The sequence below is a fragment of the Demequina pelophila genome (assembly GCF_000971175.1).
Taxonomy (GTDB): domain Bacteria; phylum Actinomycetota; class Actinomycetes; order Actinomycetales; family Demequinaceae; genus Demequina; species Demequina pelophila.
On the sequence record NZ_BBLY01000007.1, the window covers coordinates 58466 to 73917 of the forward strand.

The window sequence follows — 15452 nt, forward strand, 5'->3', positions numbered from 1 at the left end:
ACTCCTCGAAGGCCGTGACATCCGCCACAACCGGGCAAAGCGCCTCCGGCGCCCAGGACCCAGGTCCCGCCCTGGTCCCGCGCAGCGGCCTCCTACGCCACCTCGTTCGCGACGCCGTACGGCACGTGCACCCCGGCGGCGTGCGACAGCGCGCCCGTGAGGTGACCGTCCTGGTCGTCGAAGAACACGTGCGGGCGCATCACCGCGAGCACCTTGGCCTTCTCGACGCCGCCCAGGAAGAACGCGTCGTTGACCGTCACGCCCCAGCTCCGCAGCGACAGCACCGCGCGCTCGTGCGCCGGGGCGCCCCGCGCGGTGATCAGCGCGATCCGCACCCGCGGCTCATACGACGGGTCCAGGCCCTGGCGCTCCTGCTCCAAGCGCTGGATGCGGTTGAGGTCCTCGAGCAGCGGCTTGAGCAGCCCGGGCGCGTGCGCGACGTCGCGCTTGGCGACCTCGTTGGCCGTGAAGCCCTCGATCCCGTCCGCGCGGTACACGCGCTCGGACTCGTCCGTGGCGAGCACCGCGTCGAAGTCGAAGGCGATCCGCAGCGAGCGGTCGGCGTCGTCGTAGTCCGCGGTCGAGGGCAGCACGTGACCCGCCGGGTGCCCGGCGCGGACGGCGGCGAGCACGTCCTCGCGGTGCTGCGAGAGGAACAGGCTCATGCCCAGCGCCTCGATGTAGTCGAGCGGCGCGCGCCCCTGGGTGAAGATCGCGCGCTTCACGTCGAGCCCGTGGTGCTCGATCGACCGCATGACGCGCATGCCCGTCGAGGCGTCGTTGCGCGACAGCACGATCACCTCGACCACCGGGTCCGCCGGACGCAGGTCGTTGAGCTGCAGCAGACGCTTGATGAACGGGAACGCCGGACCGCCCTCGAGCGGCACGTCGACGTGACGGTCCTGGTATTCAGCGTAGGCACGCTCGCCGTGCTCGCGGAAGTACGCGTCGGACTCCGTCAGATCGAACAGCGCCGACGACGCCACGCCCACGACCAGCCGGCCCTCGAGACTGTAGGCGGGCATGGGTCCTCCGGGAACATGAGCGGGCGGTGCGCCTCCACACGGTAGCGACGCACGGCCCGGGGCGCCAATGGACGATGCGGGGCCTCCTCCCGCGCGCGGCCTCGACGCCGGGATCGGTGCGACCTGCTACCAGTCCACATCCCCCAGGTCGACGCCCAGGTCGATCTCGGCCGGCGCGGGCCGAGCTGCCCCCGCCTCGCCGGCACCCGGACCGCCGGCACCCGAGTCGCCAGCCCCCGGGCCACCCGCACCCGAGCCACCAGCCCCACCCCGCCCCAGCACCGGCCGGGGCGGCCGCGGAGCCCAGTGAGCCACCTCGCTCACCAGCGTCTCGGGCAGGCCTCCCAGGAAGTACGCGTCCTCGGCCTCGACCACCCCGGCCGAGCCGCCCACCCACGCCCGCACCGGCGTGTGCACCACGGATCGCGTGATGATCAGCCGGTCCTTGGCCCGCGTGAGCGCCACGTAGAGCACGCGCCGCTCCTCCTCGACCTCGGCTTCGTCGCCCAGCGCGCGCGGCGACGGGTACGCCCCCGCCGAGACCCCGGTGCAGAACGCCCAGTCCCGCTCGAGACCCTTCGCCGAGTGCACCGTGGACAGGATCACGTGATCCGTGGTCCGGTCCTCCGCGGTGAGCTCGGACGTGAACACCGGCGACAGCAGGTACTCCTCGATGAATTCGAGGATGGAGGACCGCGACGCCGCGAGCCGCTCGACATGCACCAGGTCGCGCGCGCGAGCCTCCCAGTTCTCGTTGCGGTACTTGTGGGCCAGGACGGGCTGGAGCATCGCGGCGGCCCGGCCCACCGCATCGTCCACCCGGGCGCTCGCGTCCTCGATCGCGTCGAGGCCGTCGCGCAGCCACGCGGGCAGCGAGGCCAGTCCCACGGACCGCGCCTCCCGCGCCGACGCCCCGGCGGCCCGCGCGTCCAGCACCGCGTCGAACGCGCGCACCGCGGTCCGGTCCCCCACGCGCGGCACCAGGGTGAGCAGCCGCATCCACGCGACCTCGTCGTCCGGATTCGCGACCACCCGCAGCGCCGCGAGCACGTCCCGCACGTGCGCGCTCTCGAGCAGCTTCACGCCGCCGAAGAACACGTACGGGATCTCGTTCTCCACCAGCCGCGCCTCGATCGCGCGCCCGGAGTAGTTGGTGCGCGTGAGCACCAGGTGCGTCCCCCACGGCCGGCCGTCGCCGTGGGCGCGGAGCATCTCCGCGGCGATCCAGCCGGCCTCGTCCTGCGGCGTCTCGAACGAGTGCAGCTCCGGCCTCGCGCCCCGCCCTCGCACGGCGCGCAGGTGCTTGTCGTAGCCCAGCGGCGAGCGGTCGAGCAGCCAGTTGGAGACGTCCAGGATCTCCTGCGTGGACCGGTAGTTGTCCTCGAGCTTGAGCACGCGCGCGCCGGGCACGCGGTCGCGGAACGAGTGGATGGACTCAAAGTCCGCGCCGCGGAAGCCGTAGATCGACTGCGCGTCGTCGCCCACACAGTAGAAGCGCGTGTGCGGCACCAGCGGGTCGATGATCTGCCACTGCAGCGGGTTGGTGTCCTGCATCTCGTCGATGAGGACCTCGTCGTACCGCGATCCCACCCACGCCGCGACCTCCGGGTCGGCGAGCCGGGCCGCGAAGATCGTGAGGATGTCGTCGTAGTTGAGGTAGCGCCGCTCCTTCTTGCGCTCCTCGAACGCGCGCACCACGGTCGCGACGGCCTTGACGTCGATGGTCTGGTCGGGATGCTTGGCGCGGATCGCCTGCGCAAGCGGCACCCGCGTGTTCCGCGCGAAGGACACCAGGTCGATGATCTGCGACGCCTTGAGCCCCTCGACGCGCTTGCCGCGCCCCAGCACGCCGCGCATGACCTGCGCCTGATCGTCCTGGTCGAGCACGCTCCAGCCCTCGTACCCGAACACGTCCGGGGCGGCGCGCACCTCCCGCATCGCCCACCCGTGGAAGGTCATGGCAGAGACCTGGGACGATGCGCGGGCCGCCTCCCCCTGGACGCGCGACCTGATCTCCGCGGCCGAGCGCCGCGTGAACGTGATCGCCAGGATCCGTTCGGGCGAGGCGCCCTGGCGGATGAGGTGGCGGATGCGCGCCACGATCGTGGTCGTCTTGCCCGTCCCGGCGCCCGCGAGCACCAGGTTGTGGCTCGCGCCGGTGGTGACGGCCTCGCGCTGCGCGGGGTTGAGGTCCTCGAACACCCCGCCCTGCGCCGCGCTCTCCACCATGCCCACCACTGTAGGCGCGGGGACCGACACCCCCGCCCGTGCATCGTCCCCGGTTGCGACCCCGCCCGGAGGGGCGGAAGGTGGAAGCGCGGGCGAGGCAAGGGGGCACCATGGACGACCGCTACCCGGTGGTGTATGTGCGTGGCTACGCGGGAGGGCCGGCGGGCATCGACACGGCGGTGGACGATGCGTTCTACGGCTTCAACAAGGGCTCCACCGTGGTGCGGGTGGGCGGGGACGGCGAGCCGCTGTTCCATCAGTTCGAGTCGCCGCTGCTGCGGCTGATGATCGACGAGGGCTACGACCTGATCGTCCGCGGCGACCAGCACGCGACCCTGCAGCGGGCGCGCGCGAACTCGCTCGACCCGGCGTCCATCTGGGTGTACCGCTTCTACGACCTGCACTCGCGCACCTTCGGCGGCGCCAACCCGGACGTCTTCGACCTGCGCGCGGCCGCGCTGGGCCTGTACGACTTCATCGAGCTCATCCGCGACCGGGTGCACGGGCGCCCGCCGGTCTACCTGGTCGCCCACTCGATGGGCGGGCTCGTGTGCCGGTCGATGCTGCAGACGGTGTGCGGCACGCCCCGCGAGGACGGCGCCGTGCGCGACGCGGGGCCGGACACGGTGGCCAAGCTGCTCACCATGGGCACCCCGCACGGCGGCATCGAGACCCGTTTCGCGCTGGCGGACCTGCTCAACGAGCACGTGGGCATCTTCGGCTCGGAGATGTTCGCGCGCGCCAACATGCACGAGTTCCTCGCGCCCGCCGCCCAGGACACCGGCGACTACGACCCGCAGGTGATGCCCGAGGAGGCGCTGCCGTCCGACCGCGCGTTCTGCGTGGTGGGCACCAACCCGTCCGACTACGGGCTCGCGCGCAAGGCCATCGGGGTGAAGTCGGACGGCCTGGTGCGCATCGAGAACGCGTACGTCAAGGGTGCGCCGCGCGCGTTCGTCCACCGCGCGCACTCGGGCTCGTACGGCCTGGTCAACTCGGAGGAGGCCTACCAGAACCTGCGCCGCTTCCTGTTCGCGAAGTGGCGGGTGCGCGTGCACCTGGTGGGCGTGGACTTCACGCACGAGGACTCGCTGGCGGGGCTGTCGCTCGAGCAGCTGCGGCAGCGGCTGGCGAGGCTCGAGGGCGGCGCCGAGTTCGACCGTCCGGACCTCGACTCCTTCTGGCAGGCCGACGTCCAGGTCACCGTCCGCGGCCTGCCCGTGATCCTCCACGAGCAGTCGGTCGACAAACACTGCCCCATCCAGCTCACCGAGGAGCAGTTGCGCCGGCGCATCGCGGCGCTCACCGCGGGTGCCGACCTCACGGACACGGACACCGCCGACACGCCCGTGCCCCTCGCGAGCGTCTACCTGCTCGGGAAGGCAAGGTTCAATCGGGACCGGAGCCGAGCATCGTCCACCACCCATCCCGGGCCGGTGCCGCGCGACCCGCGGGCGGCCCCCGACTCCGGCCTGAGCCGCTACGCCCTGCGCATGCGCGTGTTCCGCCTCACCGAGACGGGCGGCTTCTTGGGGATGGGCGGCCACCTCGAGCAGGTGGCGGACTGGGAGGACTCGCTCATCGTCGACGTGGGTCCCGCAGGGGACGATGGACTGGTCGCCTGGGCGCGATGGGCCTCCGAGATCCCGGGTCCCAATGCGTCCTACGACCCGAGCGGCACTCCCCCGCTCGACTTCCCCGGCTGGGTCGCCGAGGTGCCGCTGCCGCGGGCCGCGCGCGACGGGGTCCTGGGCGACCGAGCGCGGCTTCGCCTCGAGATCACGGAGGCGTGAGGGCCGTTGCTCCCGGCCGTGCGGCGGCTACTCCCGCCCGTCCTCGAGCGGGATGAGCATCTCGCGGAAGCCGCCGTCCGAGGCGTGCAGCGCCCAGATGCGCTCGGCCACGCCGTCGATCCCGTTCTCCACCTGGAGCTTCGGGATGGCGCCCGGGATGACCAGCTGATGGACGCGCACCGGCTCGTCCGCGAGGGCGTCGTGCAGCATCTCGCCGTACGCGGACTCGGCCGGGAACGCGACGGAGGTGCCGGCGAAGCCGTGCCGCGCCTGGATCGACGTGCCCCCGTTGATGAGGACGATGCTGCCCTCGCCCCGGGCGCGCATCCCCGGCAGCACGGCGCGCACCGCGTGGATGAGGCCCAGCGCGGAGAAGCGCAGCGCCTCGAGTGCGAGCTCCGGGGTGAGGTCGAGCACGGGCTTCAGGTAGTCGCGCGACGGGAGCGGGCTGTACTGCAGGACGGCGACGGGGCCGAGCGCCTCGCCGGCGGCCGCGAGCGCCTCCTCGAGCGCCCGACCATCGCGCACGTCGGCGGCGAAGCCCCGCGCGGTGACGCCCTGGTCCGTGAGCTCGGCGGCGAGCCGGTCGAGCTTGTCCTGATCGCGGGAGATCAGCGCGACCGCGTAGCCCTCCCGGCCGAACCTGCGGGCCACCGCGGCGCCCAGGCCCGGTCCCGCTCCGATGATCGCCAACGTCGCCATGGGGAGGTCCTCTCCGTCGAGTTGCTCCGACCCTAGCGGGCGCCGGCCCCGCCTTCCGACCTACCGTGACCCTATGAGCGAGGCGCCCGCGGGCGGCAGGCAATCGGGCGACGACGCGTCACGCGCCACGGCCGCCGAGCGCCGCATCCTCACCATCGCGATCCTCGCGAGCTTCGTCGCGTTCCTCGACGGGAGCATCGTCACCGTCGCGCTCCCGGCGGTCGAGCGCGAGCTGGGCGGCGGCGTCTCCACCCAGCAGTGGGTGGTGGACGCGTACCTCATCACGCTCGGCGCCTTCATCCTGGTGGCCGGCGCCCTGTCGGACGCGTTCGGGCGCGTGCGGATCCTGCGCCTGGGGCTGCTCGGGTTCGGAGCGGCGTCGCTCGCGATCGCGGTCGCCCCCACCGCGGAGGTGCTGATCGGCGCGCGCCTCGCGCAGGGCGTCGCCGGCGCGCTGCTGGTCCCGTCGAGCCTCGCACTCATCACCAGCACCTTCCGCGGCGCGGACCAGGCGCGAGCGATCGGAACCTGGACCGCGGCGACCACCGGCGCCTTCGTCGCGGGGCCGGTCCTGGGCGGGCTGCTGACGGACCTCGCGTCGTGGCGCTGGGCGTTCGCGATCAACATCCTTCCCATCGCCGTCACGCTGGCGCTCCTGCGCGGGCTCACCGCGCCGAGCCCGTCGCTCGCGCCACAGGCGTCGCCCGCGACACAGGCGTCGCGCGCGATGCCCCGCGCCCGCGTCGACCTGCCCGGGGCACTGCTGTGCTCGCTCGGCCTGGGAGCGGCCGTGCTCGCGCTGATCGAGCAGCCGCGCCTGGGCTGGGGCCACCCGCTCGTCGCCGCGAGCGCGGCCACGGGCGCAGCGGCCCTGGCCGGCTTCCTGTGGCACGAGTCCCGCACCGCGCACCCGATGCTTCCACTTGCGATGTTCCGCGTCCGCAACTTCGGGTGGGGCAACGCGGCCACCACGTTCGTCTATGGGGCGCTCGCCCTCAACGGCTTCGTCCTGGGCGTCTACCTCCAACAGGGTGCCGGGCTCAGCGCCACCCAGGCGGGGCTGGCGAGCCTGCCCATCACCGTCCTCATGATCCTGGGCAGCTCCCGCATCGGCGCCCTCGCCGGCCGCCGCGGCCCCCGCGCCTTCATGACCGCCGGCCCCCTGATCATGGCGGCGGGCGCCCTGCTGCTGCTCGCCGTCGACACCGACTTCGCCTACGCCACCCAGGCGCTCCCGGGCATCCTCGCGCTCGGCGCGGGACTCACCGTCACCGTCGCACCGCTGACGGCCGCGGTGCTCGGCGCGATCGAACCGGCCCGATCCGGCATCGCGAGCGCGGTCAACAACGCGATCGCGCGCATCGCGGGGCTCATCACCGTCGCGCTGATCGGCACCATCGTGGGCGGCGAGCTCGACCTCGCGGGCTTCCACCGCGCCACCGTGGTGACGGCGGCGCTCCTGGTCGCGGGGGGCACGCTCGCCTGGGCGGGGATACGGAACGACGCGAAAGGGCAGGAATCCGGGTCATCGGAGGGCGCGCGACGCCCCGACGAGTCTTAGACGATCGACTCCGAGTCGGGGCCCTTCTCCTCGTCGGTGAGCAGGCCGGCCCAGCCGTCGTACTCGCCGCCGTGGCGGGCGACCAGGTCCTCGCACAGGTCGATGGTCTCGCGCAGGAAGTCGGGCACCAGCGGCTTGCGGAACCCGCGCACGAAGATCATCCACTCGGGGATGTCGTGGCTGGGCTCGACGAACTCGTGCGTGACGCGCGCGGACCGGAGCTCGTCGGCGGCGGCGCGGGCACGCGGCTCGGAGGTGAAGCTCAGGAAGAACTCGGACTCGCGCGGCGCGCCCACGTCCGCGCCGCGCGCGGCCAGCGCCGCGAGCTGCTCGGCGTCGGCGGCGTAGAGGTCGTATGGCGGGACGCGACGGCGCGACCGACCGGTCAACTTCGACAGGAAACCCATGGCCTCACGCTACCGGCCGGCGGCGCCCGGAAACCCGGGACCGGCCCTCTAGACATACCCCCCCGGGTATGTGCTACGGTGTTCCACGTGCGGCAGACCGGCCGCGACCAACGACCTCTCAGGAGAATCCCCATGTGCTCTCGCATCACCTGCAACCAGTGCGGCAAGGCCACCTGGACCGGCTGCGGCAACCACGTCGAGCAGGCCCTGGCGGGCGTCGCCCAGGACCAGCGCTGCTCCTGCGAGCAAAAGTCGAGCGCGGGGTCCTTCAACTCGATCTTCGGTTCGATCTTCTCGCGCTGACCGCGCGACAAGGCGGGTCCACGCTCCCGCACTCCCCCCTCCGCAGGGCCCGGCATCCCATCAGGATGTCGGGCCCTGTCTTTACGCTGGAAGCATGATCGATTTCCAGAACCCGTCCTTCGCCAAGCTCTCCCACGTCGACAACGCCTCCGCCGACTCCCAGTTCGCCCACCTCCTCCTCGACGGCGAGCAGGTGATGATGTCCTTCCGCGGCATGCGCGACATGGTGGTCTTCACCTCGAAGCGCATCATCGCCCTCAACGTCCAGGGCGTCACCGGCAAGAAGAAGGACTTCACGTCCCTGCCGTACAACAAGATCCAGACGTGGTCCGTGGAGACCGCCGGCACCTTCGACCGCGACGCCGAGCTCGAGGTCTACTTCTCCGCCGTCGGCAAGGTGAAGTTCGAGTTCGCCGGCAACACGGACGTCGCGTACCTCTCGAAGCTCATCGGCCACTACGTCCTGGGCTAGGAGATCGACGGGGGACGATGCACTCCCCCGCCCCGATTGGGGGGCTTCCCCCAGGGTGGGCGCACCCGGGCGCGCCTAGGCTGGCACCAGTCCCGCCCCGACGCTTTGGAGACCGCCATGTACGCCACCCCGCTTCCGCCCAAGGACACCGCGATCACCTACATCCTGTGGTTCTTCCTCGGGATCTGGGGCATCCACCACTTCTACCTGGGCAAGATCGGCCGCGGCATCCTGTGGCTGCTCACCTTCGGCCTGTTCGGCATCGGCTGGCTGGTGGACCTGTTCACCATCCCCGGCCAGGTGCGCACGGTGAACGCCCAGCGCGCCGCCGGGATCCGGTAGCCGGGAGCGAAAGCCGGCCCGGGCATCGTCCCCTGCTAGGTTCGTTGTTGCCTGAACCCGACCCGGAGACGACGATGCCCGAGCCGCTTGCCCCGCCCATCACCATGCCGGAGTACGGCGTGCACTCGGAGGTGGGCCGCCTCCACACCGTCCTCACCTGCTCCCCCGGGCTGGCGCACCGGCGCCTCACCCCGCGCAACTGCCACGACCTGCTGTTCGACGACGTGATGTGGGTGGAGAACGCCGAGCGCGACCACGCCGCCTTCGTCGAACTCATGCGCGAGCGCGACATCGAGGTCAAGGAGCTGCACAAGCTGCTCGCGGAGACGCTCGCCATCCCGCACGCGCGCGACTGGCTGCTCGACCGCAAGATCACGCCGGACGAGGTGGGGCTGGGCCTCGCGCTCGACATCCGCACCTACCTGGGCGAGCTCGACAGCGCGACGCTCGCGCGCTACATCCTGGGCGGCCTCAGCACCACCGACCTGCCGCGCGACTTCTCCCCGCCGGGCATCCAGCTGGTGCGCGAGTCCACCGGCATGCGCGACTACCTGCTGCCGCCGCTGCCCAACACGCTCTTCACGCGCGACACCACCAGCTGGATCTACGGCGGCGTCACGCTCAATCCGCTGTACTGGCCGGCCCGTCACGCCGAGACGCTCGTCATGAAGGCCGTCTACACCTTCCACCCCGACTTCGCCGACGCGGTGAACGTCTGGTGGGGCGACCCCGAGCTGCCCAGCGGGCTCGCGACGCTCGAGGGCGGCGACGTCATGCCCATCGGCAACGGCACCGTGGTGGTCGGCATGTCCGAGCGCTCCTCGCGCCAGGCGATCACCCAGCTCGCCATGGAGCTGTTCATGGCCGAGGGCGCGGAGCGCGTGATCGTCGCGAAGATGCCGCGCCTGCGCGCCGCGATGCACCTCGACACGGTGTTCACCCTCGCGGACCGCGACATCGCCACGGTGTTCCCGGGCCTGGTCGACCGCATCGAGACCTTCACGATCCGCGAGGCGCCGGCGCCCACGTTCCTGGACGTCACGCGCGAAGACAAGCCGTTCACCGAGGTGGTCGCGGACGCGCTGGGGCTGCCCCAGCTGCGCCTCATCGAGACCGGCGGCGACCGCTACGAGTCCGAGCGCCAGCAGTGGGACTCGGGCAACAACCTGCTCGCGCTCGAGCCCGGCGTGGTGGTCGCGTACGACCGCAACACCCACACGAACACGGAGCTGCGCAAGGCCGGCGTCGAGGTGCTCGAGATCGTCGGAGCCGAGCTGGGACGGGGCCGCGGAGGCGCCCACTGCATGACCCAGCCGCTGCTCCGCGACGCCTGAGCGTCGGTCGCGCGCCGCGACGGTCCGCATCGTGCGGCCGGCGCCCCCGCGCTCAGGCCGGTGCGGGGATCGCCGCCGCGACGCGTGCGAAGTCCCGCTCGGCGCGGGCCGCGTGGGCGCGCAGCAGCAGCGCCCCACCACCCGCCGCCACCGCGAGCGCGATGAAGGCCGCCACGAGCGGGGGCACGTAGAAGCCGAGCGCCCAGGTGCCGATTCCGAGCACCGCCACCCCCAGGCCGCCAGCCAGCAGCACCAGGGTCAGCGAGCCGAAGACCCTGCCCATGTTCGTGGCCTTGCGGGTGACATCGACGGGGGCGAACACGCCCGCCCCGACGGCGACGGCGCACGCCCACGCCGAGCCCGCGCCCGCCATGACCAGGCCGGAGGCGAGTCCCGCCCAGTTCCCGCTCACCGCCGCGAGAACCACCACGTAGACGGCGCCCATGATCCACACCAGCGCGGTGGACACGAGCGCCTTGCCCCACAGCACGGGCCGCACGCGACCGGCCGCCGCGTCCAGGTAGGTGATGCCGGGGCCGTCGAAGCCGAAGACCGGCATAGCCACCTGCAGCGCCGCATAGGCGCAGAAGCCCAGCGCGCCTCCCACGAGGTCGCCGTCCCCGGCCATCGGGAAGCAGATCACGCCGCCCAGCACCGCCGCCATCGCGAGGCGCTGCGCGGCGGTCGCGTGACGGAAGCACAGGTAGCGCACGTGCTGGGCGGCCGCGGCGAGCGCGACGCGCGCGTCGGGGCCCGTGGCGAGCGCCTCGAGCGGCCGCATCCACCACGGGACGAGGGCGAGGCGCGGACCAGACTCCGCATCGGTCCGGCGCCCGCGCGAGCGGCCGCCTCCCCCGCTGCCGGACTCGCGGCGCGCGAAGACCAGGACCCACGAGCCCAGCAGCGCGGCGACGCACGCGGCCAACACCACGACGGCGATCGCTGCGGCCGCGGGGCCGTCGGCCGCCTCGGTGACCGCCCGCGCCGTGACGCCGCCCGGCGTCCACGCGAGCCAGCCGCCGGCGCCGGCGCGCTCGGCCGCGGCCACCGCCTCCCCGGTCACGCCGCCCAGGGCCTGCGAGCCCAGGTAGACGGCGAGGGTGAAGGCCGCGGCGAGGATCACACCCACGTCGCGGCCACGGCGGGAGGACGCGAAACGCGCGAGCGTCGCCTGCACGGTCCGCGAGGCGATGACGCACACGGCCGTGTAGAGGGCGGCGAGCACCGGCACGAGCAGGCGCGCCCAGAGCGGGGCACCCGCGACGACGGCGAGGCCGCACACCGTGAGGAAGGTCGGCAGCGCGGTGCGCGACAGCACGGCGCCGGCGGCGAGCCCGGCGACCTTCTCCCTGGTGGTCAGCGGGAACATCTCGAGGCGCGCCGGGTCCACCGTCTGATCGGCGAACTGCGGCGCGGCCAGGGGCAGCAGGAGCCAGCACACCAGGATTCCGGACAGGAGGGCCGGGAGGACCAGGTGGGTCGTGCCCGGCGCGGCCCCGTTCCATCCAAGGAAGGCGACCAGGGCGAAGCCCCCGAGCCCCGCGGCCACGAGCCCCATCCAGATGAGGACGCGCGTCGCGGTGCCCTCGCGAGCCCCGCGCTGCAGCGCGCGGCGGAGCCCTACGAGGACTGCAACCATGCCAACTCGCCCTCGTCGAGATCGCGCGCGCCGATGAGCCGCACGAACGCGTCCTGCAGCGTGGGCGCGTCGCCGCGTACCTCGGACACGGCGCCCTCGGTGCGGACGCGCCCGTCAGCGATCACCACCACGCGGTCGCACAGCCGCTCCACCACGTCCATGACGTGCGAGGAGAACACCACGGTGCCGCCGCCGGCGCGGTAGCGCTGCAGCATCTCCTCCATCACCTGCGTGTTGACGGGGTCCAGCGAGCCGAATGGCTCGTCGAGCACCAGCACGCGCGGCGAGTGCAGCAGCGCCACGGCGAGGCCGATGCGCTTGGTCATGCCCAGCGAGTAGTCGACGATGAGCTTGTCCTGGGCGTCCTCGAGGTCCAGGATGCGCAGCAGCTCGGCGGTGCGCCGCGCCACGTCCTCGCGCGCCAGCCCGTGCAGCAGGCCCGCGTACTCGAGCATCTCGCGGCCGGTCAGCCTCTCGAAGAGGGGCGGGTTGTCCGCGACGAAGCCCACGCGGCGCTTAGCCTCGCGCGCGTCCGGCCACACGGACACCCCGTCGACCACGACGCTGCCGGCGTCGGGGCGCAGCGCGCCGATGACCATGCGGATCGCGGTGGTCTTGCCCGCGCCGTTGGGGCCGGCGATGCCGTAGAACGAGCCCGCGGGGATCGAGAGATCGATCCCGTCGACGGCGCGCGTGTCGCCGAAGGCCTTGGCGAGACCCCTGACCGCGACGGCCGGGGCGACCGTTGCATCGGCTCGGGTGGACTCGACCCCAGTGGCCTCGCTCCGGTCGGACGTCATCGCCGCGAGCGGCTGGCCCAGCCGGCGAGCACGCCCACCAGGTACAGGCCGCAGTACACGACCCACGGGTTGATCGCGTGTCCGTACACGTCGATCGAGGAATCGGTGTCCAGGCCCATGGTGACGGCGACGAACAAGCCCAGCGCCACGAAGAGGAGCCACTTGGTCGAGTTGGTGCCGGTCGAGTCAGACATGGGAGCCCTCCGCATCACTTGGTGTTATCCAATAATCCTGACGCGCCGATGCCCCGATGCGCAGGGACCGAGGTCACGGACACCAACCGCGCCCCGCACCCGCGGCATCGCGCAGTCGAATGCGGCCGCGGGGCTTGCACCTTCGCGCGGGCCGCGCGACCATCGCAGAAGGGGGCCGACCATGCAACGCACGCCCGAGCACCACGCCTGCGTGCTGATGCTCGCCGTCGGCCGATGGCTGTGGATCGGGGCGGCCGTGGCGGTGCTCGGCGGCGCGACGCTGCTGTGGTGGCTCGCGGGAGGGCGGCTCGACCCAGAGGGGTCCGCGCCCGGCCCATCGCTCGCGCCGGCGTGCGCGCCCACGGATCCGGGGTGCTGAAGGGGGCCGGGTCCCCGCCTCAGATCCCACTCACGTTGAGGTGCGCTCACGCCGTTGTGACCGCACGCCCACGACGGTAGCGCGCCTGGTAGCCGCCATCCGCCCTGGTTACCGAACCGTAACCAAGTGTGCTCGGTCCCAGGTCTCGACACTCGACCAATAGCCCCGACCGGGTGCGCGAGCGCGACCAGGAGGCCCCGCATCGGCCCGATTCGTGTACCCGACCACAAATCCGGGCGCGCGGCCCCGCCCTCCCCCGGCCCAGGGTTTCGCGGATACAGTCGAGCGCAGGGGAAGGAGGCGCCGTGGAGACGGAGGCCGATGCGGGTGCGGGGGGCGCGACCACGGCCCCCGGGCGCCCGGCGGACCCGGGCGGGCCGCGCCGACTCCGCAGGCGCGCCGGGTCGAGCGCGCGCCGGTCAAGCGCGCGCCGGTCAACCGAGCGCGCCCGACGCCGCCCCCGGCGCACCTACGAACACCCGCCGCGCAGCGAGCGGGTCCGCCTGCGCCGCGGCCGCCCCCGCCCCCCGCGCATCCTCGAGCCGAGCTTCTCCGGGGTGGGACTCGTGTTCGCGGCGATGTTCGTGTCGATCTCGCTGCTGCCGTCGCTGCTGCCCCGCGTGCCGGCCGTGCAGGGGGTCGCGTCGGGGGTGTCGTTCATCGTGGGCTACGGGATCGGCGCCGCGACCCACTACGTGTGGAACTACCTGGGCATCCCCGACCTCAAGGGTCGGGCGCGGCAGATCGTCGTCGGGCTCTTCCTCGCGTGGATCGCGATCAACCTGTCGATCGGCATCTGGCGGTGGGTGGGCTGGCAGAACGAGACGCGCATCGCCTTCGGCATGGAGGACCTGCACCCCACGGCGTGGCCCATCGTCATCGGCGTGGGCGTGCTCGTGGCGACGCTGCTGCTGATCGTCTCGCGCGCGCTGCGCACGCTGTTCCGCTGGGCCGGCGACACGCTCGACCGCTGGCTCCCCCGGCGGCTCGCGATCACGCTCGCGACCGGCGGACTCCTGCTGCTGCTGTGGCTGCTCGCCACCGGCCTGCTGGTGCAGGGCTTCTTCACCGTGTCGAACGCGGTCTTCTCCGTGCGCGACGGCGAGGACAAGGCGGGCGTCGAGCCCGTCGACTCCGCGCTGCGATCCGGTGGGACGGGGTCGCTGGTCGCGTGGGAGGACCTGGGGCGCCAGGGACGCAGCTTCGTGTCCTCGGGACCCACGACCGACGAGCTGGACGACTGGTCCGGGGGTGGCGCGACCGAGCCGATCCGGGTCTACGTGGGGCTCAAGTCCGCGGACACCGTCGAGGATCGCGCCCGACTGCTGCTCGACGAGCTGGTGCGCACCGGCGCGTTCGAGCGCCAGGCGCTGGTGCTCGGGACCACCACCGGCACAGGGTTCCTCGAACCCAATGCAGTCGACTCGCTCGAATTCCTCTTCGACGGCGACACCGCCATCGCGGGCCTGCAGTACTCGTACCTGCCCAGCTGGATCTCGCTGCTCGCGGACCAGGCCGCCGTCAAGGAGGCCTCGCTCACCGTGTTCCGCACGGTGCACGACCACTGGGCCGCGCTCCCCGAGGACGACCGCCCCGAGCTCTACCTGTACGGGCTGTCGCTGGGCTCGTACGGCGTCGAGTCCGTGCTGGGCGGCATCGACATCATCAACGAGCCCATCGACGGCGCGTTCATGTCCGGCCCGCCCTTCGTCAACCCGCTGCACAACGAGCTCACCGCGGGCCGCGACGCCGGCTCCCCCGCGTGGCTCCCGGTCGTCTCGGACGGCCGGACGGTCCGCTTCACCGGCGCCGAGAACACCCTGTCCGAGCCCACCGCCACCTGGGGCGAGACCCGCGTGGTGTACCTCCAGCACGGCTCGGACCCCGTGGTGTTCTTCCACCCCACCGCGTTCTACCGGGAGCCCGCGTGGCTGGAGGGCGACCGCGCACCGGGAGTCTCGGACACGATGCAGTGGTTCCCGCTCATCACGGGCTGGCAGACCCTGCTCGACATGCCCGGAGCAGGCTCGGTGCCGGAGGGCTTCGGGCACATGTACTCCGCGACCTCCAACCTCGAGTGCTGGGTCGCGGTGACGAACCCGGAGGGCTGGACCGACGCCCAGACGACCGCGCTGGCGGCCCACCTCGAAGAGCGGGCCGCCGAGCAGCGTTCACTGCTGGAGCAACTGGGCGACTGAGGGCGCCGGTCACCGGGCTCGGGACACTGAGGACCGCCGAACCGCCCTCCGTGCGCCCTGCGGGACGCTGAGGA

General features: G+C 72.6%; 15 protein-coding genes. 8 read left to right on the top strand and 7 right to left on the bottom strand.

The window, feature by feature from the left end:
• Positions 1-92: 92 nt before the first annotated feature.
• Together AOM03_RS10765 and AOM03_RS12755 are read right to left on the bottom strand one after the other, a co-directional pair.
• Entirely contained in the window at positions 93-1025 is a 933-nt protein-coding gene (locus AOM03_RS10765) for a 5'-nucleotidase (RefSeq protein ID WP_062381238.1), read from the bottom strand.
• Between the two features lie 126 nt (positions 1026-1151).
• Complete coding sequence (locus tag AOM03_RS12755; RefSeq protein ID WP_156157726.1) at positions 1152-3254, bottom strand: ATP-dependent helicase; 2103 nt, start codon at positions 3252-3254, stop codon at positions 1152-1154.
• Positions 3255-3364: 110 nt separating this feature from the next.
• On the opposite strand from AOM03_RS12755, the gene AOM03_RS10775 reads away from it, so the two are divergent.
• Positions 3365-5047 carry an esterase/lipase family protein gene (locus tag AOM03_RS10775; protein WP_062381241.1) on the top strand — a complete coding sequence of 561 codons (1683 nt, stop codon included), beginning with the start codon at positions 3365-3367 and terminating at the stop codon, positions 5045-5047.
• 27 nt (positions 5048-5074) lie between these two features.
• Here the strand turns inward: AOM03_RS10775 and AOM03_RS10780 are convergent, their stop codons facing one another.
• Positions 5075-5749, bottom strand: a complete 675-nt coding sequence (locus AOM03_RS10780; RefSeq protein ID WP_062381243.1) for an SDR family NAD(P)-dependent oxidoreductase — start codon at positions 5747-5749, stop codon at positions 5075-5077.
• Positions 5750-5822: 73 nt separating this feature from the next.
• On the opposite strand from AOM03_RS10780, the gene AOM03_RS10785 reads away from it, so the two are divergent.
• Complete coding sequence (locus AOM03_RS10785) at positions 5823-7310, top strand: MFS transporter (RefSeq protein WP_082092353.1); 1488 nt, start codon at positions 5823-5825, stop codon at positions 7308-7310.
• On the opposite strand, the gene AOM03_RS10790 is transcribed toward AOM03_RS10785, so the two are convergent.
• Positions 7307-7717 (bottom strand): ribonuclease E inhibitor RraB, encoded by a 411-nt coding sequence (locus AOM03_RS10790; RefSeq protein WP_062381245.1) that lies wholly within the window; start codon positions 7715-7717, stop codon positions 7307-7309. The genes AOM03_RS10785 and AOM03_RS10790 overlap by 4 nt on opposite strands.
• Positions 7718-7849: 132 nt before the next feature.
• Here AOM03_RS10790 and AOM03_RS12880 point away from each other — a divergent pair, with 132 nt between their 5' ends.
• The 4 genes from AOM03_RS12880 (at position 7850) to AOM03_RS10805 (ending at position 10168) form a co-directional block, all read left to right on the top strand.
• The gene (locus tag AOM03_RS12880; protein ID WP_169746428.1) at positions 7850-8020 is read left to right on the top strand and encodes a DUF8730 family Cys-rich protein; all 171 of its coding nucleotides are present in this window, start codon (positions 7850-7852) and stop codon (positions 8018-8020) included.
• Between the two features lie 94 nt (positions 8021-8114).
• Complete coding sequence (locus AOM03_RS10795) at positions 8115-8492, top strand: PH domain-containing protein (protein WP_062381247.1); 378 nt, start codon at positions 8115-8117, stop codon at positions 8490-8492.
• Between the two features lie 117 nt (positions 8493-8609).
• Positions 8610-8834 carry a TM2 domain-containing protein gene (locus tag AOM03_RS10800; protein ID WP_062381249.1) on the top strand — a complete coding sequence of 75 codons (225 nt, stop codon included), beginning with the start codon at positions 8610-8612 and terminating at the stop codon, positions 8832-8834.
• A 74-nt stretch (positions 8835-8908) separates the two neighbouring features.
• Positions 8909-10168 (top strand): arginine deiminase, encoded by a 1260-nt coding sequence (locus AOM03_RS10805; RefSeq protein ID WP_062381250.1) that lies wholly within the window; start codon positions 8909-8911, stop codon positions 10166-10168.
• Positions 10169-10220: 52 nt separating this feature from the next.
• On the opposite strand, the gene AOM03_RS10810 is transcribed toward AOM03_RS10805, so the two are convergent.
• The 3 genes from AOM03_RS10810 to AOM03_RS10820 are packed head-to-tail and all read right to left on the bottom strand — an operon-like array spanning position 10221 to position 12801.
• A complete protein-coding gene (locus AOM03_RS10810) occupies positions 10221-11807 on the bottom strand; it encodes a hypothetical protein (protein WP_062381252.1) in 1587 nt (528 codons plus the stop codon).
• Positions 11789-12607 carry an ABC transporter ATP-binding protein gene (locus AOM03_RS10815; RefSeq protein WP_062381254.1) on the bottom strand — a complete coding sequence of 273 codons (819 nt, stop codon included), beginning with the start codon at positions 12605-12607 and terminating at the stop codon, positions 11789-11791. Before AOM03_RS10815 ends, AOM03_RS10810 begins: the two co-directional genes overlap by 19 nt.
• On the bottom strand, positions 12604-12801 hold the full coding sequence (locus AOM03_RS10820; RefSeq protein ID WP_062381256.1) for a hypothetical protein: 198 nt from the start codon (positions 12799-12801) through the stop codon (positions 12604-12606). Before AOM03_RS10820 ends, AOM03_RS10815 begins: the two co-directional genes overlap by 4 nt.
• A gap of 181 nt (positions 12802-12982) precedes the next feature.
• Between AOM03_RS10820 and AOM03_RS10825 the strand changes: the two genes are divergently transcribed.
• Both AOM03_RS10825 and AOM03_RS10830 read left to right on the top strand, forming a co-directional pair.
• Positions 12983-13180, top strand: coding sequence for a hypothetical protein (locus tag AOM03_RS10825; RefSeq protein WP_062381257.1), 198 nt, complete (start codon positions 12983-12985; stop codon positions 13178-13180).
• 557 nt (positions 13181-13737) lie between these two features.
• A complete protein-coding gene (locus AOM03_RS10830; RefSeq protein WP_062381260.1) occupies positions 13738-15378 on the top strand; it encodes an alpha/beta hydrolase in 1641 nt (546 codons plus the stop codon).
• The last annotated feature ends 74 nt before the right edge of the window (positions 15379-15452 follow it).